We start from the raw sequence: 20578 nt of genomic DNA on the forward strand, positions 1-20578 counted from the left end.
AGAAAAGCATAGGTTTTTGCGTGTATCGACCGTATAATTTGGCACTATGAGTAAAGTAAAGAAGAAATCTAACAGCACAGGCACCATCGCGCTCAACAAACGCGCTAAACATGACTACTTTGTTGACCAAAAATTTGAAGCCGGTTTGGTTTTATCTGGTTGGGAAGTAAAAAGTTTACGCGAAGGCAAAGCACAACTGGTTGACTCCTTTGTCATCATCCACCAAAACGAAGCTTGGCTAGTCGGCGCACGTATTACGCCCCTACTAAGTGCTTCCACACATGTGGTGTGCGAACCCTTGCGACAACGCAAATTGCTGCTCAATCGCAAAGAGCTTGATCGGATCATTCAAGTAACGGAACAAAAAGGTAAAACCTGTGCCGCCATGGCACTCTACTGGAAAGGCAACAAAATCAAATGTGAAGTCGCCTTGGTAACAGGTAAAAAAGATCACGATAAGCGCGACACCGCCAAAGAGCGAGACTGGGCCCGTGATAAAGAACGATTAATGAAACACAAAGCATAAAGAGTGCATTTGTGGGTTATTGCTAGCGAAATCAAAGTGTTTCCGCTAGAATAGCAACCACTTTGGGGGCGACATGGTTTCGACGTCGGTTACAAACCCTGAGGTGCATGTCGAGAGTGATGCGTGATCTCGTAAATCCCCCGCATCAATTTAATAGTCGCAAACGACGAAAACTACGCTTTAGCAGCCTAAACCGCTGCTAGTGTGCTGCACTCAGGTTGCTCGTAGCCAGGGACTCTGCAGTATCATAAATTACGAGATGCTAACTGATGCCCCGCCTAGGGATAAGGTTCTAAGACTAAGTAGGCTCGCCATTAACACCCTGTCCTTCGGGCGGTTCGTGGTCAAATAATTGAAGTGACTAAGCATGTAGAGCCGATGGCAGAGGACTGACGGACGGGGGTTCGATCCCCCCCGCCTCCACCAAATCATAAAAGCGAGCAATTTCTTTGTTTTACAACAACTTAGAAACTGCTCGCTTTTTTATTTCCCCCTCGTGTTACCCCCACACTTTCCCCCACGTAAGTAGCTAAGTACTTTGTGGCGACATTCCCTCATTCAGATTTCAATGAGCCATTTCTCAATTTCTTGCGTATGTATCTATACTGACTAATAGCCACAACAGTTCGGGCGTGGCTGAGTTAGGTTTTTTCCATACTTTTACGCTTCAGTTATGAAGCAAGGGGGAATCTATGATCAATCATGTTTGGGGACTTCTTCATCATCCTGATAAAGAGTGGCGCGAGATCAATAAAGAACACGAGTCAGTCAGTCATTTGTACATGCATCATGTGCTGTGGATGGCGGCGATTCCTGTGGTGAGCACCTTCATTGGCACAACCCAGTTTGGCTGGACCTTTGGCGGTGAAGAAGCCATAAAAGTGAGCCTGTTTGACGGTGTTGGTTTGGGTATTATGTTTTACGCTCTCATCCTTTTCGCTGTGTTTGTGGTTGGCAATATAATCCACTGGATGGCAAGAAGTTACCCACAAAGACCAAGCCGACAAGAGTGTGTGGTGTTCGCAGGTTATATAGCGACTCCCATGTTCTTAGCTGGGCTGTTTGCAATTTACCCAGTTATTTGGCTATGTTTATTGGCGGCAATTGTAGGTGTGGTCTACACTGGCTATTTACTCTACCGAGGCACTCCAAGCTTCTTAGGGATCAGTAACAAGCAGGGCTTTATTATCTCCAGCACCACACTCACAATTGGAGTGTTGGTTCTAGAAGCGTTACTGTTTGCTGTAGTTCTACTATGGCACCTAGGGTCTGAAGATAGCATTGTGTGGACGTTTTTCTAGCCTAGGCTAAATCGAAGGTTTAAAGCGCCTTTTCTATTACCCCTCTCTTTTCGTCAGCGGTGTTTTCTTCATCGCTGGCGCTTTTTTATACCTATTTCATTGAATATCCTCGAAAAAAGCTAGGCGTACCTAGTGTGGTTTTGTTAATGTTTAGTCTGTAATCAAACCCCTAATGTTGATGTTATTAATTTAACTTGTGAGGATGAGAGTACCCGTGTTTCAGACTTCTGAAGAATGCCTATTTACACATGAGGAGTACGCCGTTTGAATGCTTTAATCTGGCTTCCTTTCCTGCCGCTTTTAGGCTCACTAGTCCCGTTATTCGCTGCTCGTTTTAGCCGCACAACTTGTGCATTCATGACGACTGTTTTACCTGCCATCACTTTGCTACTGGTGCTAAGTCATGCTGGCGATATTTTTAACGGCTCTCTCTTTCAAGCGTCTATTCCTTGGATCCCAAGCATGGGACTAGAGCTAGCTTTCCGCTTAGACGGGTTAGCACTGCTCTTCTCTATCTTGATTCTTGGCATCGGTTTATTGGTTATTCTCTATGCCCGCTATTATTTGTCGGCGACAGACTCAATGGGAAAATTTTACGCCTATTTGATTCTGTTTATGTTTGCCATGCTGGGTGTAGTGCTTTCCGACAACCTAATACAAATCTGGTTTTTCTGGGAATTAACCAGTATTAGCTCCTTCTTGTTAATCAGCTTTTGGGGACACAAAACAGAAGCCCGCAAAGGCGCTCGCATGGCACTCACCGTTACCGGTGCTGGCGGTCTGGCATTACTTGCAGGTTTATTAATTCTTGGGGATACAGTAGGCAGTTACAGTCTACAAATCGTTCTTTACAGTGGCGACCTAATTAAAAGCAGCGCTACTTACCCTGTGATTGTGGTGCTAATTCTATTGGGCGCCTTTACAAAATCGGCACAGTTTCCGTTCCATTTCTGGCTACCAAATGCCATGGCAGCACCAACACCGGTAAGTGCTTACTTACACTCAGCTACAATGGTAAAAGCCGGCATATTCTTAATGGCACGTTTTTATCCAGCGTTGGCCAACACAGACTTATGGTTCCTAATCGTGAGTTTAACCGGTTTGGCGACTTTCTTGGTCGGGGCCTACATTGCCCTATTCCAACATGACCTCAAAGGGTTACTGGCCAACTCGACGATCAGTCATTTGGGGCTTATAACCCTACTGCTCGGCATGGGCACAGACCTTGCCGCCGTCGCGGCGATTTTCCATATTATTAACCACGCAATATTCAAAGCCTCGCTCTTTATGGCGGCAGGCATCATTGACCATGAGTCCGGCTCACGGGATATGCGCCAACTTAATGGTTTGTGGAAGTACATGCCTTATACCGCCACTCTGGCTATGGTGGCCTCCGCTTCCATGGCGGGTGTACCGCTGATGAACGGCTTTTTATCGAAAGAGATGTTCTTCACCGAAACCCTGCACCAAGCGTCACTTGGTTCGCTTTCTTGGTTTATCCCTGTATTAGCAACCCTAGGCGGCGTACTGGCTGTGGCATACTCCACACGCTTTATTCACGATGTGTTCTTTAATGGTGAGCCAATTAACTTACCTAAAACCCCTCATGAGCCACCGCGTTACATGCGTGTACCGGTTGAGATACTTGTAGCGCTTTGTTTGATTGTGGGTATTTTCCCGAGCATGGTTGTCGGTGATTTACTCTTTGCAGCGGCCAGCGCAACGCTCAATGGCTTGGTGCCTGTTTACAGTTTGGCTATTTGGCATGGCTTCACCTTCCCATTATTAATGAGTGTGATTGCATTGATCGGCGGCTTGTTGGTCTACAAAAACCGTTCGCATCTGTTTAAGTTCCAATCACAGTTCCCTGCCAGCGACCCTAAACTGGTATTTGAAGGCATAGTGCAAAGCATAACCGCGAAAGCGAATCGTTTTATCAGCCTGACCGAAAACGGCTCTCTGCAGCGTTATATATTCTTCACTCTGGTTTTGGCTGTGATCATGACAGCCAGCAGCTTGATGAAGCTAAACACCACGGCAGGGCAAAGAACTGAGATCCCATTGGATGCACTTTCTATTACTTGTGCAGCGCTGTTATGTCTAGCCGCGTTAGCAACGGTAGTGTGTCACCGTAGCCGTATGATGGCATTGATCACCCTTTCAGTTGTGGGCTTAATTGTCTCCTTAGCCTTTGCTAAGTTCTCCGCCCCGGATTTGGCGTTGACACAACTGTCTGTGGAAGTTGTCACAATCATCCTTTTGATTTTGGCCTTATTCTTCTTACCGCAAAAAACGCCGAAAGAGTCTTCTCCTCGTCGTGTCGTTCGTGACTTAGGCTTAGCATCTTTTGCCGGGGGAATTGTCGGCACCATCTGTTATGCCTTGATGACTCGCCCTCTCGATACCATTTCCACCTTCTTTACGGCCAACAGTAAAACAGGCGGTGGTGGTACAAACATTGTTAACGTCATCTTGGTGGACTTCCGTGGTTTTGATACCTTGGGGGAAATCACTGTACTGGGCATCGCGGCCTTAGGTATTTATAAGCTTATCGCTCGTATGCGTTTGTACATGCCGTCCACCGATGATCATGGTCGTCCTTGGTCAAAAGACAAACACCCAATTTTGTTATCCGTGATTTCACAGAGTTTATTGCCTCTAGCCTTGCTGGTTTCCGCTTATATTTTCTTGCGCGGTCACAACATGCCTGGGGGTGGCTTTATTGCTGGCCTAATCACTTCGGTTGCAATCATTCAGCAATACGTTGCCCACGGGGTGGAATGGATTAAGACTCGTATCAAGCTGGATTACCAAGTGATGATAGGCATGGGTATCGGCATTTCCACTTTGAGTGGTTTAGGCAGTTGGGCTTTTGGTCAGCCGTTCCTAAAAACTTGGTTCGACTATTTCTACTTACCCGTGATTGGCAAATTCGAATTGGCGAGCGCCATGATTTTCGATCTCGGGGTGTTTCTCACCGTGGTTGGAGCGACCATGTTAATTTTGGCCAACCTTGGCCAGCTCACCACCAGTGAACGTCTTACTCAACAGGAGCAAGAATAATTATGGAAGGTATGTATGCGTTTTGTGTCGGTCTTTTGACCGCCTGTGGCATCTTTCTTATTTTACGAGGTCGCAGCTTTTCAGTGGTTGTCGGGCTCACACTGTTATCTTACGCCGTTAACTTGTTCCTATTCGCCAGTGGTCGTCTGAAGCTTAACGCCGCCGCCGTGCTAGGTGAGTCCGAGCAATACAGTGACCCTTTGCCGCAAGCCTTGGTGTTAACCGCCATCGTTATCGGTTTTGCGATGACAGCCTTTGCCGTCATCCTGGCCATGCGCGCCCGCGCCGATTTAGGCAGCGACCACGTAGATGGCGCTCTTGCTCCACCAAGTCGCGACGCGGCCCCGAAAAACGGAGGGAGCCGTTAAATGCAACATTTGAGTATTCTGCCCATTCTGATTCCATTAATTTTTGGCGTCATTATGTTGCTACCACCGGTTTCTCGCCAGTTAAAAGCCCAGCGTATCTGCTCGGTCATTGCGGGCTTCTGTTTGTTCGTTGCAGCCATTCTATTGTTCGCCCAAGTATCGAGCCAAGGTGTCATTGTGTACGCTTTGGGGGGCTGGCAACCACCTTTCGGTATTGCTTTAGTCGCTGATCCTCTATCGGTATTAATGGTATCGGTCACGGCATTTTTAGCCTTTGCCGTGATCCTTTACTCTGTCGCAGGGCAAGACAAGGGCGGCGCTTATTTTCACCCACTACTTATGTTTCAAGTAATGGGCATCAATGGCGCGTTCATGACAGGGGATATTTTCAACCTGTTTGTATTTTTTGAAATCTTACTGATCGCCTCTTATGCCCTACTTATCCATGCAGGTGGTAAGCAAAAAACCCAAGCGGCGATGCACTACGTGATTCTAAACCTAGTCGGCTCTAGCTTGTTTCTGTTCGGTTTAGGCATTCTATACGGCACCTTAGGCACGCTGAACATGGCGGATATGGCCATTAAAGTAGGCAGCTTACAGGGCGAAACAGCCACGCTTGCGAAAACTGGTGCCTTGTTACTGTTGGTTGTGTTTGGCCTCAAAGCCGCGATGCTTCCCATGCATTTCTGGTTACCAAAAACCTACGCCAGTGCAACGGCTCCTGTGGCCGCCTTGTTTGCCATCATGACCAAAGTGGGCATTTACAGTATTTTCCGTGTTTACACTGTCATCTTTGGTGAGCAAGCGGGTGAGCTTGCCAATATCGCGACCCCTTGGCTGTGGCCAATGGCGCTGTTGACCATTGCTATTGGTAGCATTGGTGTTATTGCCAGCCCGAGCATTCGTATTCTAAGCGCCAATTTGGTAATCGTTTCCAGTGGTAGTTTATTGGTGTGTGCTGCGATTAATTCGATCGAAAGTACTGCTGCGGCCCTGTACTACCTTGTGCACAGTACGCTCGCTTCCGCTGGGTTATTCCTATTGGCAGATCTAATTAGCCGACAAAGAGGTAAAGCAGAGGACAGATTCGTTCACTCCCGCCTTATGAAACAACCTAAGCTATTGGGCTTTGGCTTTGCCATCAGTGCTTTGGCGCTTATCGGCATGCCTCCTTTGTCTGGTTTCGTTGGCAAGATCATGATTCTTCAGGCCACCCAATCTATTGCTGAAACCCTATGGATTTGGCCATTACTGCTAATCGGCAGCTTAGTCACCTTGGTGGCTTTTTCCCGAGCAGGCACCACGCTTTTCTGGCGCCATAATGGTAACGAGGTCGATGAAGCTGAAATAGCCAAACCCGCTGAAATTCTAGCGGTTGGTCTGCTACTGCTGGCTTCTCCCTTGCTCGTGATCTTTGGCGGTAGCATGGCAGAATTCACACTGCATGCCGCAAACTACCTACATGACATTCAGCGTTCAGCTTATGACTTATTACCAGGAGTGACGCGATGAAGCTTTTGCCTATGCCATTCCATAGCTTATTGCTGTTTAGCGTTTGGCTACTTTTGAACAACTCCATCAGTGCGGGTCACATTGTTTTAGCGTTGTTTTTTGCGCTGACTATTCCATGGCTCATTGCCGATATGCACGAAAAACACCCACGCATTAAAAAGCCTTGGTTGGCCGTGCGATACAGTTTTATGGTGATTAAAGACATTATTACTGCCAACCTTGAAGTGGCGCTACTTATCATCGGCCCAGTGAAGAAGCTTACCCCTGGCTTTGTCGCTATTCCGATCAATCTAGATTCGGACTTGGGTATCACAGTACTGGCCAGTACCGTATCTTTAACACCGGGTACAGTGAGTGCAGAAGTGTCGGAAGACAAAGCTTGGCTTTATATTCATACGTTACATTTAGAGGACGAAGCGGCGCTCATCGATTTGATCAAGCAGCGTTACGAAGCCCCCATTAAGGAGATTTTTCAATGCTAATCCTGACGATTACCGCGGTAGCAGTCTGCATTTGCATCGCCTTAATTTTAAACCTTTGGCGACTCTTTAAAGGACCAAGTTTGCCAGACCGCATTTTGGCGTTAGACACCATGTACATAAACGCCATTGCCCTTATCTTGCTGTACGGTATGTACATGGGCAGTGCTTTGTATTTTGAAGCAGCACTCTTAATTGCCATGCTTGGGTTTGTCAGCACGGCGGCCATTTGTAAGTACTTACTTCGCGGCGACATTATAGAATAGGATACGTTATGCCTTTGTTTCTTGAGATTATCATTTGTGTGTTGTTGGTGATTGGTGGCGGCTTTCTATTGCTAGGCTCGTTTGGTCTTGCTCGTTTGCCAGACATCTATACTCGTTTACACAGCCCAACCAAAGCCTCAACGCTGGGGATTACAGGGGTGCTGTTGGCGTCTATGTTGCTACAAAGTCACCTACAGGGCTTTTTATCTATTAAAGAGTTCTTGATCACTTTGTTCCTGTTGATCACTGCGCCTGTGGCAGCCAACATGCTTGCCAAGACTGCACTGCACTATCGCATTAAGCCTTTGGAAAAGACCCAGAACACTCACCTGATGAAACCGATGCGTAGTCGGAGTCAACCCGTTAAACCAAGCGATGACAACGCCCCTAAGGTTTGATCTTCAAAAGCTTGGTGGTTTCAACGCAGTTTAACGGTGGGTAGTAGTGATAACCTTGAAAGATGTGACAGCCAAAGGTTTTTAGCATGTTTGCTTGGGATTCACTTTCTACCCCTTCTGCAACCGTCGTCAGTTCTAAATTATGAGCCAGCTGGGTAATGGTTTCACACAGCTGAGCATCTTCCGTGCGGCGATCACATTCGCGTACAAAAGATTTATCAATTTTTAGCACATCAATTGGTAGGCGTTTTAAGTAACTCAGGGATGAATAGCCAGTCCCGAAATCGTCTACTGAGATTTTGATACCCAGATTTTTCAGGGCCGCCATCACTTCGATACACAGTTCTACGTCTTGCAATAAGACACCTTCGGTAATCTCGATTTCCAGCAACTCTCCCGCGACGTTATGAGTCTTAAGCAGATCGGTCACATAGTCTACCAAGCCATCCGTGACCAAGTGCGTGCTACATAGGTTAATGGCAACTGGAAGACAGTCTTGCCCCTGCTCACACCATGTTTTCAACTGCAAAATGGCCTGTTTTATCACCCAGCGATCAATATAAATGATCTGGCGACTTTCCTCTGCTAATGGAATGAAGTCCTCAGGCATAATCATGCCTTTGGTAGGATGATTCCAGCGAATCAGTGCTTCAAAGCCCAGCAAATTTTCCTTTTGTAAATAAACTTTCGGCTGGTAATAAAGCTCGAAGTGGCCATCACTCAAGGCTTGTTTTAAATCTTGTTCAAAATCAAAACGGCTCGCCGCCGCTTTGGCCATGTGGGAATTATAGAACTGGGCATTATCGCGGCCCTTTTCTTTCGCCCAATACATAGCGATATCGGCTTCTTGGATAAGCAACTCAGCTTCCAAGTTATTTTCTTGGCTAATTGCCACACCAATACTGGTTGGAACCGAGATGGTTTTACCCACCAGCAGAAAAGTACCGCGCATGATATTCAAAATTTTCTGAGCTTGTTTCTCTAAACTGGCTTTGGAGACACCGTCTTTCAACATAACGATAAACTCATCACCACCCCAACGAGCAATGACATCAGACTCCTTCGAGACTTCCCGTAAGCGCGCTGCTACCTCACATAGCAGTTCATCCCCTGCCTTGTGCCCTAGGGTGTCGTTAATTACCTTAAATTTATCCAGATCAAGGAACAACACCCCTACAGGTGCATGTTGTTTAGCGGCGTTTTCTAAAGATGACTCTAGGCGCTCCAAGAAATACGTGCGGTTAAATAGCCCTGTCAACGGGTCACTGTAGGCTAGGAATTTGAGCCTCTCTTGCAGTTTACGTTGTCGGGTCACATCACGAATATGTAGGGTAAATTCGCTCTGTTTTTCAGCCACCGCGGTGGATTTTGTAATGGTGATTTCCGCTGGGAACGGATGGTTCGGGGAGCGCTGCAATGGGTAAGTATTACGACGATTCAATATCAAGCCAGATGAAGACATAAAGCCCGCAGCCAAACTACTGGTAATGCTGTCTCGATCTGCTTCGGCGATGAACAATTCAATAAAATACTCACCTTTCACCTGTTTTTTTAAACAACCAAAGGTGCGCTCAGCCGCTGGGTTAAACTCCATAATGCGCCCAAGCTGATCAATACTGACAATACAGTCCATAGACGAATTCAAGATAGCCGACTTTCTCATCTCACTTTCTTGAAAGCGGGTAAGGGCATTATCTCGATGGGTAATCTCGCTGTTCACTCGCTCGATTACTTGATTATACTTTCGGGCAATTTGGCCAACTTCTGTAAAAGGCTCTTCCGGTACTGGAGATGAAAAATCCGCGTTATTTTGTTGATATTGCATGGAATTTAACAGATCCAGCATTTCCGTGGTGGCTCTGTGCTCGGATACATTAAGCCCTTGTTCCTCGTGCTTTTTACTGACTCTAAGAGGAATGATGCGGTTCAACAAACTGATACCCACATAAGCCACAGTAAAGCAGTACACACCAATCACTGCAATTCCTAGCCCTTGTACTCCGAGCTGTTGCCAAAAGCTAAGGCCTGTGGTGATTTTATCGGCCTGACCAAATAACGCGACACATAGGGTCCCCCAAATACCTGCAAACAAGTGAGCGGGGACAATCTCTAAAGCATCATCAAGGCGCGCTCTTTCCATGAGGTGAGCACCGTAATAGCCAATCCAACCTGCGATAGCACCAATGATCACAGAAGCTCCGGGCGTCACCAAATGACAACAAGCCGTAATCGCGACCAAGCCAGCAATGACGCCATTAAGCACACTGCTCACTTCAATATATTTATCTTTGTAATAGTTAAGTGCTGCGGCACAAATACCACCCCAAGCGGCTGCAATAAAGGTATTGAGTATAATCAAAGGCACATCGGCAGTGAGCGCTAAGGTACTGCCGCCATTAAAGCCTATCCAACCAAACCAGATCAGCAGGACGCCTAATGCGGATAAGGGTAAGTTATTACCCGGTGGTAAACGTATGCCTTGCTCAAAGCGTCCGAGTCGCGGCCCAACAATCATGATAGCCGCCAATGCCACCCAGCCCCCAACGGAATGCACAACCGTAGCACCAGCAAAGTCGATAAAGCCCATAGACTCTAGCCAGCCTTGGGGGCCATTACCGCTAAAAGCACCGCCCCAAGCCCAATGGCCAACCACAGGGTAAATTATTGCACTGAGTAATACGGTAATAGCCAAATAGCCAAGAAAGCTCATCCGCTCGGCCACTGCGCCAGAGGTCAGTGTGGCGGCTGTACCACAAAACATCATTTGGAAAATAAAGAAGCTAATTTGAAAAGGCGTATGGGATTCATCGAAGAGGAATTCACTGGAGCCAAACCATCCTGAGACACTTTGACCAAACATAATGCCAAAGCCAAATAACCAGAAAATCGCTGTGGACACCACAAAGTCTGAAATGTTTTTAGCGGCAACGTTGATGCTATTCTTACTTCGGATGCGACCACTTTCTAAACATAGAAAGCCTGCTTGCATAATAAATACCAGCGCTGAAGCGCTTATTATCCAATACCAGTTCGCCATAGATTCCCTCTTAATCCCGCACTAAATCAGACCTGTTGCTCGCAAACGCCCTAAATATGCCCATGCCAATGGGCAACAATCCGCTACAGGCCTACATTTACATTTACTGAAAATATCTTGGAGTGTCTGCATTCAATAGTTACGCCAACTATCGAAAAGCCCTTAAGCTATTCTTTAGCTTAAGATTTCTAGGTCTATCTGAGGCAAAAACAGCCCTCTAAAACACACTAACTGAGCATAATTTGAGAAAGGTACATCACCATTAGGTAACCCACACTGTAGACAAAAAGTAGCACTAGGCTATAGCGAGCATAAGAACCAAAGGTTAAGCCCTGTACTTTACTCATGGCGACAATACCCGCAGCGGAGCCAATCACTAACAAGGAGCCACCTACTCCAACTGCGTAGGTTAAACCTAACCATTCTGCAGGTGACATCACAATGCCAGCTTTTAGCAATGCGGCTGTTAACGGCACGTTATCAATTGCAGAAGACAACACACCCATAATGAAATTAGCGATGTAAGGCGGCAGAATTTGATACATCTGCACCAGAGAATCCAATACGCTAATCTCTTTAAGCATGCCAACAAGCAGCAAAATACCTAAGAAAAACAACAAAGTTTCGAACTCTATATTTCGAATATACTCCAGTATTGGATCTTCTTCTATATCTTCGTTAAAGAAACGTGCCACCAGAAACATGATGGACATCCCCATCAAGAAGGTAAGTACTGGCGGAATCGCGAACAACACGTTACCTACAATCGTCAGTAAAATTGTTAATAAGAAAATAATGCCTATCGCGATATCTACACCACGAACCTCTGCTCTTTGATTATTGATCTCTACACTATTCCCCATGCCGCGACACAAGAGCGTTGCGAGCAAAATCACTGTGGTGAAGGCTGGCAACGACAACATAAGCAAGTCGATAATACCCACTTTTCCGGCCAGAAAAATCATCAATGTGGTGACATCACCGGTGATCAGAGCGACCCCGCCTGAATTCACAGCAAACACCACGAGTGTGGCAAATCGTATGGTTTTTTTAGTATCTAAGCGCAGGGATAGAATGAGCGTCACAGAGACGAGCGTTGCGGTGATATTGTCCGCCAGAGATGAAAAGACAAAACAAAAAATAGCGGTTAGGAAAAGTAATCGGCGCTCAGTGATTTTTTGTGGCAGCAGTAAATAAATAACATTTTCAATCAAACCTTTCTTATTCAAATAGGCCACAAAGGTCATGGCCGAGACTAAGAAGAGCCAGAGACTGGCAATTTCTGCAATATTTTCAGCAAAACCTAATGTCACTAAGTCTGAATGTTCTGCACTGCCTTGGCTGTGATAAATAAAGAGAATAACCCAAGATAAAGTTCCTAAAAATAAGGTCACCTTGGCTTTATTAACATGAATGATATCTTCCAGAATAACCCCAAGTAGGGCAAGAACAGCAAGAGCGATCAATGTAAATTGCAAAATAGCTGGCATTATAAGTCTCGTATCTATGAATTATTATTAGAATAAAGGCTAACTAGTTTACAAAGCTTGAGCTTTAACGCCTACTGACAAAAGTCAATTTAGTAAAAAATAATAACGGTTAGATCTCAGCTGGTAAAAAGACGAATAGCAGCTATAAATTGAAGGTTGTTTTTTATTGGCTATTGGCTAATAATTAAACGACTTCAGACTTTTGGGGACTGTTGTGGCTATTTCAAATGTAACGAATCATTCTTGGCACCAAATGCTGCCCACACCTTCCGTAGCAGTAGAGAATAACTCGGCCCAAAATCAGCAAGCCTATAAAGAGAGCGATTCGATTCAGCTTTCCGACTATGCTAAATCTCTTCTAGATAAAGCCAATAGCCAATCATCCTCCTCTCAACAAGATGAGCAAGAAGCTCCTCAAAACGAATCCATTCAAGTGTCTTCGAGTATTGGTCGATCTTCACGTATCAATGGTTTAAGCCGCGAAGAAGCGGTTGATTTGTATCGCTCAATCGAGCGGTTATCCTAATAGATTCCGCTCGATCAAACCTTTCTAATACTAACTAAAAGTAAGAGTATAACCACTACCACTGAGTAACTCGGCTTCTCGTTGCAAGTTTGCCAAGGTAAGTGGACGACTGTCTAACCACTCCGACAAAAACTCAATGTGTAAGTTTTTATCATCGGCTTTTAAAGAGAAAATTGGCATATCCCCTTCTTTACGATCATGGTGCAGTAAGATAGATAAACGCAATAAAATCGACAATCTGTCTAGGTCTTGCTGATCACTTTTAGCGAAACGGAAGTCCAGAGATTGAGTGAACTTACGACGGTGGCGCAGAATCAAGTTGGCGAGAGCCTGTTGCTCCTGTTGAGAGAAACCGGGCATATCCGATTCACTGATAATATAGGCCCCATGCTTATGGTATCGGCTGTGGGAAATGCCAAGCCCAACTTCATGCATTAGCCCAGCCCAGCGCAATAAATCTTCACTCGATATATTATCCAGCTGCCACTTTTCTTTCACTTGAGCCAAAGCAGACAACGCCGTGTGAGTCACTAACTTTGCTTGCTCTGTATCGATATGATACTGATTTAGAACATAATTAACGGTGCGTTCACGGATATCGGTTTCGGCATAACGGCCCATTATGTCGTACAGAACCCCTTCTCGAAGGGCCCCAACAGAAAAGTCCATTTGCTTAATGTCGAAACATTCAAACACAGCGATTAAGATGGCAATACCCGCTGCGATTGTGTTTTTGCGCTCTGGCTTCAAGCCAGGGAAATCCACTTTATCTGGGTGACCTGCCGCTAATAATAGTTTCTGGATCTGCTTCAAAGACTTAAGAGTAACGCCTTTTTTGCTCCAGTTATTTTCACGGATAATATTGAAAGCCGCTTTAATCGTACCTGATGAGCCAATGGCTATATCCCATTGTTCGTCGAGGTAATCATCTTGAATGCTTAGTAATTCTAGGCGGGCTGCGGTAATGGCTTTTTGGAAATTAGACTTGGTGATTTCACCTTCGGGGAAGAAGCGTTTGGTGTAGCTCACACACCCCATGTGCAAACTTTCGGTGAGGATAGGCTCAAGCTGCTGACCGATTATGAACTCTGTACTACCACCACCAATATCAACCACCAGCTTTTTCGCATCCCCATGGTCCATGGTGCGGGACACCCCTACGAAGATAAGGCGGGCTTCTTCACGGCCAGCAATGATCTCAACTGGGTGAGTCATGATATCCATAGCTTTGCCGATGAAATCATATTTATTCTTCGCCACACGCAAAGCGTTTGTACCGACGACACGTACTGAGCCAGGTGGCAAGTCTTCTATGGCTTGGGCAAACTGAGATAAACAGTCCAAGCCTCTTTGTTGTGATTCATCATCAAGGTGACCATTCACTAGCCCAGCGGCTAATTGCACCTTTTCGCCGTATTCGGCAATAATTCGCAATTGACCATGGGTTACTTGCGCAATGACCATGTGAAAACTGTTTGACCCAAGATCAATGGCCGCGATTTTTTCGAAAGGAAAGTCATGAGATTGTTGCAAAAAGAGTGATTGCATCCGTTAGCCTTCTTTGCCGTGGTCTTATTTAAAACCCGAGTATATCAGTTACTCGACTAAAATCATTAGCTGCAAACAAGGTGCCTTTTTAGGAGATATTAGGCTTTTTATAAGGTTAGACCGTACATATAAGTACAATTAGAGTCATTTCAAACAAATTACGTTAAAAATTGATCAAAAAAATGCCAAAAATCAATTTTTCCGAGGTTTCACTATAGACCTCGCCTTTAAGTCGCACTATAGTAAGTGTGTTCTTGATGCTTTTTGAAACTATTTCAATTTGCCTCAAGATTCCAATCAAACGTTTTTTGCTATACAGATTTGTCCTTTGGGATCCTTCAATTCAGAACAAACGACACAATCATTTGTTCAACATTTGAAAGCTTTATAGCTGATATTTAAATCATACTTCCAAACACAAATTAGCGTTTCAACATTTTTCACTAACACTAATTCCGTCAATTTTCCTCACATGAGCCAGCGCAAACATCCGTATATGAACCTTACCGAATTAAAACAGAAATCAGTACATGAACTATTAGATATCGCAGCAGAAGTCGGCATAGACAATATGGCCCGCTCTCGCAAACAAGACGTTATCTTTTCCATTCTTAAGCGACATGCGAAAGGCGGGGAAGACATATACGGCGATGGTATCTTGGAAATCTTGCAAGACGGCTTTGGCTTTTTGCGATCCCCTGACAGCTCTTACTTAGCTGGACCGGACGACATTTACGTTTCTCCAAGTCAGATCCGCCGCTTTAACTTACGCACAGGTGATACGATCGCCGGAAAAATCCGTCCACCAAAAGACGGTGAGCGTTACTTCGCACTGCTAAAAGTTAACGAAATTAACTATGATAAACCGGAAAGCGTGCGTAACAAAATCCTATTTGAAAACCTTACCCCTTTGTTCCCAGATGAACGCCTTATTATGGAAGCGGGTAACGGCTCTACAGAAGATGTCACTTCTCGAATTATTGATCTTGTTGCCCCAATGGGTAAAGGTCAGCGTGCTTTGGTGGTTTCACCACCTAAAGCCGGTAAAACCTTCATGTTGCAAAACATCGCTAACGCCATCACACGCAATACACCTGATTGTGATCTGATTGTTTTGCTAATCGACGAACGTCCTGAAGAAGTAACCGAAATGACCCGTACCGTTCGCGGTGAAGTGGTCGCTTCCACCTTTGATGAGCCACCAACCCGTCATGTACAGGTTGCTGAAATGGTTATCGAAAAAGCAAAACGCCTAGTAGAGCATAAACGCGACGTAGTGATCTTACTTGACTCGATTACCCGTCTTGCCCGTGCTTACAACACCGTTATCCCATCCTCTGGTAAAGTTTTAACAGGTGGTGTGGATGCCAACGCTCTAGAGCGTCCTAAGCGTTTCTTTGGTGCCGCTCGTAACATCGAAGAAGGCGGCAGCTTAACCATTATCGCGACAGCACTTGTTGATACTGGTTCGAAAATGGACGAGGTTATCTTCGAGGAGTTTAAAGGTACAGGTAACTCTGAACTGCACCTTGATCGTAAGATTGCTGAAAAACGTACCTTTCCTGCGATCAACATTCGTCGCTCTGGTACACGTCGTGAAGACTTACTTACCTCAGAAGATGAACTACAACGCATGTGGATCCTTCGTAAACTACTGAACCCTATGGAAGATGTTGCTGCGACTGAGTTCTTGATTGACCGTTTACGTGTCACTAAGACCAATGATGAGTTCTTCGAATCTATGAAAGGCAAAAACAAGTAAGCTTGCTTGTTAAGTGTCCATAAAGCCACTTATTGAAAGTGGCTTTTTTTTAGCTAAGTTATCAAACTAATCGTCCCAGTGATTTATGATGGTTACCTAACCCAACTTCGACTGGTATTGGAGTAGTCTAGTGAAAGACGTCATTGCACAAGTACAAGGTGTTGAACTGATCAATCAGAATGTTTATCAGGTCAACCTAGAGATTGCCGATACACAATTTATTGCCGGTCAATATTTGATGATCGTGTTACCTACAGGTGAGCAAGTGCCTTACTCTATCGGCAGTTCCCCTAACGAATTACCTAATCTCACGCTTTATATTCTTGTCTCGGATCCTGAGTCCTTGGCCCATAAAGTCGTTGAGCACATTCAAAACAACTCTTCTATCACAGTGAAAATGCCTGGCGGTGACTGCCACCTTGAAAATGGCATGTTAAATTCACCAGCCGAACACATTCTTTTGATTGCTGGCGGCACAGGGTTTTCTCAAATTAAAAGCTTACATGACACCTTAGTGGCCAACCAGTTTGCGGGCAAAATTTCCGTTTACTGGGGACTTCGTACGATTGCCGATGTATTTGCCAAGCCATGGCTTGAAGCGATTGCTGAACAGCCAAATGTGTCACTTAACGTGATCGTCAATGACCCAAGCCCTGAGTGGCAAGGTCGTACTGGTTGGCTATATGAGTCAGTACTCGCCGACCATGGTGATTTGAGCCAATATAAGGCTGTGATCAGCGGTTCCGTTGGCATGGTCTACGGCACGTTAGACCAGCTTGAGCTAAAGGGTTTGAGCAAGGATAACTGCTATTCAGATGTGTTCGCCTACGCGCCACACCCTGACAAACCACAGCTTTAAGAAGCAACTAAAGTTGAGACATAAAAAAACCGAAGCTAAGCTTCGGTTTTATTGCCCCAAATAGGTTAAATGGCGCTTATACCCTTTCGCAAGTTTGCTGCCACAGGGCAAGAATCTGTTGCTGATCCTCTGCCGTGACACCTTCAGACTCTAGAGTGTCTTTCAGGGTATTTTCAAAAGCGCTATCAAAAGCTTGTTGACCTTCCCCTTCAGCATTGCCATGCAAGCCTAACAATCCAAGTAGATAAGCGCAGTAAAACAACTGATCACCCTCTTCTGCTTGATGTTCAAATTCTCTTAATGTGTCGCATAGCTGATCTGCGCGCTCAGCAAAAGTCATGGTCATAAATTTCTCTGTCGTATATAGAAAGCTAATGTAAAAATAAAAAAAGCTGAGCAAAGGCTCAGCTTTTTGATCGTAAAAGACGTTTACGGCTTAAGGTTCAATGTACTTAGCGTACGCTCACGGATCGACAATAGAAGATCTGTGTTTTCCACAAGAGACTGACCGTAAGAAGGGACCATCTCTTTCAGTTTTGCTTGCCAAGACTCTGAAGCAATCTTTTCTGGGAAGCTACGCTCCAAAATACCTATCATGGTATTCACAGTCGTAGAAGCACCCGGTGAAGCCCCTAATAGAGCAGCTAAAGAGCCGTCTTCTGTAACAATGGCTTCCGTGCCGAATTCTAACTTGCCTACACCTTGAGCGTCTTTCTTGATGATTTGTACCCTTTGACCAGCGTAAGCTAGAGACCAATCCTCATCTTTCGCTTCTGGGTAGAAATTACGTAGTGAATTACAACGATCTTTATGGGATTGCATTACTTCACTAATCAAATAGCGAGTAAGGTCCATGTTGTTCTTACCTACGCTCAACATCGGCTTCAAGTTATCCAGCTGGATACTCTTTGGCAGGTCAAAGAAAGAGCCTGTTTTCAAGAACTTAGTCGTGAAGCCAGCGAAAGGACCAAACAATATGGCTTTCTTACCATCAATGATACGAGTATCAAGGTGAGGTACAGACATTGGCGGCGCACCAATTGGCGCTGCACCGTAAACTTTAGCGTGATGCTGTTCAACCAATTCAGGGTTTTCACAGACCAACCATTGGCCACTTACCGGGAAACCACCATAGCCTTTGCTTTCTTTCACGCCGGCTTTTTGTAGCAATGGTAACGCTCCGCCACCCGCACCTAAGAATACAAATTTCGCATTGATCGTTTTGCACTTACCGTTTTGATCAATAACCACATCCCAGCTGCCATCAGCTTGTTGGCTTAGCTTTTCAACTTGGCTATTTAGGCTCAATTCAAAGCCTTCAGATTGCTCTAGGTATTTACCCATGTGACGAGCAATCGCGCCAAAGTTAACGTCTGTGCCGTGCTCAACACGAGTCGCTGCTAAAGGCTCTTTCGTGTCGCGGTTTTGCATTACCAAAGGCATCCATTTGCTCAGCTCTTCTTTGTCCTCGCTGTACTGCATGCCTTGAAATGCTGGGTGTGCACTCATCGCTTCATAACGTGCTTTTAGTTTCGCAACGTTACTCTCTCCCCAGACAAAACTTTGATGAGGAACGCGCTGAATAAATTCTTGTGGGGTAGGCATCTTGCCTTGCTCAACAAGGTAAGACCAGAATTGTAAGCTCACTTCAAAAGCGGCGTTAATATTGACAGCTTTATCAATATTCACCGTGCCATCGGCATTTTCAGATGTGTAGTTCAGTTCACAATAAGCGGCATGGCCAGTACCAGCATTATTCCAGCCATCCGTACTTTCTTTGGCAATACTACCTAAGCGCTCAACCATAGTGAGTGTCATACTTGGGTCTAATTGCTTAAGTAACATCCCTAGGGTTGTGCTCATAGCACCGCCCCCGACTAATAAAACGTCTACAGAGTTTGAGGTCATATGATTTCGCCGTGTAGTAGCTAATTATGAATTTGAAAGTGATAGAAAAAAGAGGCTTTTGGCCGGCACTATTGAATATTTCTAAATAAACCTAGTGTTTTTTCTATCACTCTCCTCTGAACGCCTTTGCTTGCTAACGGGCATCAACAAGTCAAAAAACGAACAACCTAACAAGGATTCTGAGCAGGTCAGCTCGATTATACGGATTTTAGAGGCAATGTCTTGGGGCGAAAATGGAAGAATACCGATAGCAAGGCAATATCATCGCCGAATCAGCTTAAATACCATAACAGATGTTTGTAACACTCTGAATATAAATGAATTTTTGTGTTTTTTATGAGTTTCGAAAAGGATTTCAAAGAAATGAAAATAGTCGGAATAAATATAAAAAATTTTACTACTCTATTGCCTCAGTATTGCACTGAGAAAGACATTTAAAACAGGCTATTTAAGTGCAAGCCCTAAGATAGAACCTGCACTTAAACATAAAACAGCCGCTAGTGTGTTTGCGCTTGATCTCCTAGCAGGCCTTCAAAATCCGCTTCGCTAAACGCGTAATGTTCGGCACAGAATTGGCAGTCCACTTGTATTCCATCCTGCTCGATCAAGAGCTCACGAATCTCTTCAGCTCCAATGGACAAAACAGCTTCAAGGGTACGCTGACGAGAACAAGAACAGCCAAATTGCATCGTCTTTGTGTCGTACAAACGCACTTCTTCTTCATGGTACAAACGGTGTAGCAGCTCTTCGGTTTCTAGGCCTACAAGCTCTTCTTCACTTACGGTGGAAGCCAAATGCGTTAAACGTGTCCAAGCGTCTTCATCTCCTTCCTTCGCTTGCTCTTCTGGTAAGCGCTGCAAGAACAAGCCACCACACTGAACCCCATTAGCAGCCAGCCAGATACGGCTAGGCAACTGTTCAGACTGGAAGAAGTACTGCTCAAGGCTTTCCGCCAACGTGTCGCCAGTCACTTCCACAATGCCTTGGTAGGTTTGGCCATTGCGAGGGGCGATGGTAATCACCAAGTAACCGCCTTCTAGTTGATCTTTTAATGAAATCGTCTCTGGTACAGGCTGGTCCTCTTGCCACTGCACAATACCGCGAAGGTTTTGCTTTTCATCACATTCCGTCATCAAGGTAGACAAAAAGCCGTTACCCTTGGCTTGCAATGATAAGACGCCATCGATCTTGATGATGTCACGCAACAGCGCAATCGCTGCGACAAATTCACCCAGCAGTTTTTCCAACACCAGTGGATATTCTTTGCGTTTAATGATGTCTTGATAAGCACTGTTTAATAACACCCTTTCGCCACGAACATTGGTGTGGTCAAAAGAAAAGCGTTGGATTTCGTTTACCGTTAGATTGTTCAAAAAATTCACCCTGCACTGTATTTCAGCGCGTTCAAAATGTTTTACGTTATTACCGGCTATTTTACCCCTGAGTCTTCTATTCATCCACTTTAAAGCAAGGATAAACTGGGAATATTCTTGCCTATGCTATTTCGTTTCCCTGTGCAGCACTCTAAAATGCCA

General features: G+C 45.2%; 17 protein-coding genes and 1 other RNA gene. 12 read left to right on the forward strand and 6 right to left on the reverse strand.

The features are described from left to right. Nucleotides 1-46: 46 nt before the first annotated feature. From smpB to ACUM5Y_RS04430, 9 genes are all read left to right on the forward strand, one after another. Nucleotides 47-526, forward strand: a complete 480-nt coding sequence (smpB, locus tag ACUM5Y_RS04390; protein ID WP_445975638.1) for an SsrA-binding protein SmpB — start codon at nt 47-49, stop codon at nt 524-526. Nucleotides 527-590: 64 nt separating this feature from the next. Continuing rightward, nucleotides 591-952: a transfer-messenger RNA gene (ssrA, locus tag ACUM5Y_RS04395) on the forward strand. A 266-nt stretch (nt 953-1218) separates the two neighbouring features. Next, nucleotides 1219-1827 carry a Yip1 family protein gene (locus ACUM5Y_RS04400; protein ID WP_445975639.1) on the forward strand — a complete coding sequence of 203 codons (609 nt, stop codon included), beginning with the start codon at nt 1219-1221 and terminating at the stop codon, nt 1825-1827. Between the two features lie 264 nt (nt 1828-2091). Further along, on the forward strand, nt 2092-4890 hold the full coding sequence (locus ACUM5Y_RS04405; protein ID WP_445975640.1) for a monovalent cation/H+ antiporter subunit A: 2799 nt from the start codon (nt 2092-2094) through the stop codon (nt 4888-4890). Between the two features lie 2 nt (nt 4891-4892). Then, nucleotides 4893-5258 carry a Na+/H+ antiporter subunit C gene (locus ACUM5Y_RS04410; RefSeq protein ID WP_445975641.1) on the forward strand — a complete coding sequence of 122 codons (366 nt, stop codon included), beginning with the start codon at nt 4893-4895 and terminating at the stop codon, nt 5256-5258. Beyond that, entirely contained in the window at nt 5259-6770 is a 1512-nt protein-coding gene (locus ACUM5Y_RS04415; RefSeq protein WP_445975642.1) for a monovalent cation/H+ antiporter subunit D, read from the forward strand. Further along, nucleotides 6767-7252 (forward strand): Na+/H+ antiporter subunit E, encoded by a 486-nt coding sequence (locus ACUM5Y_RS04420; protein WP_445975643.1) that lies wholly within the window; start codon nt 6767-6769, stop codon nt 7250-7252. The genes ACUM5Y_RS04415 and ACUM5Y_RS04420 overlap by 4 nt, the downstream gene beginning before the upstream one ends. Then, entirely contained in the window at nt 7246-7515 is a 270-nt protein-coding gene (locus ACUM5Y_RS04425; RefSeq protein WP_445975644.1) for a K+/H+ antiporter subunit F, read from the forward strand. The genes ACUM5Y_RS04420 and ACUM5Y_RS04425 overlap by 7 nt, the downstream gene beginning before the upstream one ends. An 8-nt stretch (nt 7516-7523) precedes the next feature. Next, on the forward strand, nt 7524-7913 hold the full coding sequence (locus ACUM5Y_RS04430) for a Na+/H+ antiporter subunit G (RefSeq protein WP_445975645.1): 390 nt from the start codon (nt 7524-7526) through the stop codon (nt 7911-7913). Here the strand turns inward: ACUM5Y_RS04430 and amt are convergent. Beyond that, nucleotides 7903-10950: an ammonium transporter gene (amt, locus tag ACUM5Y_RS04435; protein WP_445975646.1), complete on the reverse strand. Its 3048-nt coding sequence runs from the start codon at nt 10948-10950 to the stop codon at nt 7903-7905. The genes ACUM5Y_RS04430 and amt overlap by 11 nt on opposite strands. 227 nt (nt 10951-11177) lie before the next feature. Further along, nucleotides 11178-12440 (reverse strand): sodium:proton antiporter NhaD, encoded by a 1263-nt coding sequence (gene nhaD, locus ACUM5Y_RS04440; RefSeq protein ID WP_445975647.1) that lies wholly within the window; start codon nt 12438-12440, stop codon nt 11178-11180. Nucleotides 12441-12654: 214 nt separating this feature from the next. Here nhaD and ACUM5Y_RS04445 point away from each other — a divergent pair, with 214 nt between their 5' ends. Next, nucleotides 12655-12966 carry a hypothetical protein gene (locus ACUM5Y_RS04445; RefSeq protein WP_445975648.1) on the forward strand — a complete coding sequence of 104 codons (312 nt, stop codon included), beginning with the start codon at nt 12655-12657 and terminating at the stop codon, nt 12964-12966. 30 nt (nt 12967-12996) lie between these two features. Here the strand turns inward: ACUM5Y_RS04445 and ACUM5Y_RS04450 are convergent, their stop codons facing one another. Further along, nucleotides 12997-14514 (reverse strand): Ppx/GppA phosphatase family protein, encoded by a 1518-nt coding sequence (locus tag ACUM5Y_RS04450; RefSeq protein ID WP_445975649.1) that lies wholly within the window; start codon nt 14512-14514, stop codon nt 12997-12999. A gap of 496 nt (nt 14515-15010) precedes the next feature. Between ACUM5Y_RS04450 and rho the strand changes: the two genes are divergently transcribed. Beyond that, the gene (rho, locus tag ACUM5Y_RS04455; RefSeq protein ID WP_445975671.1) at nt 15011-16276 is read left to right on the forward strand and encodes a transcription termination factor Rho; all 1266 of its coding nucleotides are present in this window, start codon (nt 15011-15013) and stop codon (nt 16274-16276) included. A gap of 130 nt (nt 16277-16406) precedes the next feature. Beyond that, the gene (locus ACUM5Y_RS04460; RefSeq protein ID WP_445975650.1) at nt 16407-17135 is read left to right on the forward strand and encodes an NAD(P)H-flavin reductase; all 729 of its coding nucleotides are present in this window, start codon (nt 16407-16409) and stop codon (nt 17133-17135) included. A 76-nt stretch (nt 17136-17211) separates the two neighbouring features. Here the strand turns inward: ACUM5Y_RS04460 and ACUM5Y_RS04465 are convergent, their stop codons facing one another. The 3 genes from ACUM5Y_RS04465 to hslO form a co-directional block, all read right to left on the reverse strand. Continuing rightward, nucleotides 17212-17481, reverse strand: coding sequence for a YfcL family protein (locus ACUM5Y_RS04465; RefSeq protein ID WP_445975651.1), 270 nt, complete (start codon nt 17479-17481; stop codon nt 17212-17214). 83 nt (nt 17482-17564) lie between these two features. Next, entirely contained in the window at nt 17565-19043 is a 1479-nt protein-coding gene (gene mqo / locus ACUM5Y_RS04470) for a malate dehydrogenase (quinone) (protein WP_445975652.1), read from the reverse strand. Between the two features lie 497 nt (nt 19044-19540). Further along, nucleotides 19541-20425, reverse strand: a complete 885-nt coding sequence (gene hslO, locus ACUM5Y_RS04475) for an Hsp33 family molecular chaperone HslO (protein WP_445975653.1) — start codon at nt 20423-20425, stop codon at nt 19541-19543. Nucleotides 20426-20578 lie beyond the last annotated feature (153 nt).

It is taken from the genome of Marinomonas dokdonensis, from assembly GCF_052747885.1.

Bases quoted from the DNA above. Each gene is read 5' to 3' on its own strand.
- rho (WP_445975671.1), top strand. From the start codon at position 15,011: ATGAACCTTACCGAATTAAAACAGAAATCAGTACATGAACTATTAGAT.
- ACUM5Y_RS04425 (WP_445975644.1), top strand. From the start codon at position 7,246: ATGCTAATCCTGACGATTACCGCGGTAGCAGTCTGCATTTGCATCGCC.
- ACUM5Y_RS04465 (WP_445975651.1), bottom strand. From the start codon at position 17,481: ATGACCATGACTTTTGCTGAGCGCGCAGATCAGCTATGCGACACATTA.
- ACUM5Y_RS04450 (WP_445975649.1), bottom strand. From the start codon at position 14,514: ATGCAATCACTCTTTTTGCAACAATCTCATGACTTTCCTTTCGAAAAA.
- ACUM5Y_RS04420 (WP_445975643.1), top strand. From the start codon at position 6,767: ATGAAGCTTTTGCCTATGCCATTCCATAGCTTATTGCTGTTTAGCGTT.
- amt (WP_445975646.1), bottom strand. From the start codon at position 10,950: ATGGCGAACTGGTATTGGATAATAAGCGCTTCAGCGCTGGTATTTATT.
- ACUM5Y_RS04430 (WP_445975645.1), top strand. From the start codon at position 7,524: ATGCCTTTGTTTCTTGAGATTATCATTTGTGTGTTGTTGGTGATTGGT.
- mqo (WP_445975652.1), bottom strand. From the start codon at position 19,043: ATGACCTCAAACTCTGTAGACGTTTTATTAGTCGGGGGCGGTGCTATG.
- ACUM5Y_RS04400 (WP_445975639.1), top strand. From the start codon at position 1,219: ATGATCAATCATGTTTGGGGACTTCTTCATCATCCTGATAAAGAGTGG.
- ACUM5Y_RS04415 (WP_445975642.1), top strand. From the start codon at position 5,259: ATGCAACATTTGAGTATTCTGCCCATTCTGATTCCATTAATTTTTGGC.
- smpB (WP_445975638.1), top strand. From the start codon at position 47: ATGAGTAAAGTAAAGAAGAAATCTAACAGCACAGGCACCATCGCGCTC.
- nhaD (WP_445975647.1), bottom strand. From the start codon at position 12,440: ATGCCAGCTATTTTGCAATTTACATTGATCGCTCTTGCTGTTCTTGCC.
- ACUM5Y_RS04410 (WP_445975641.1), top strand. From the start codon at position 4,893: ATGGAAGGTATGTATGCGTTTTGTGTCGGTCTTTTGACCGCCTGTGGC.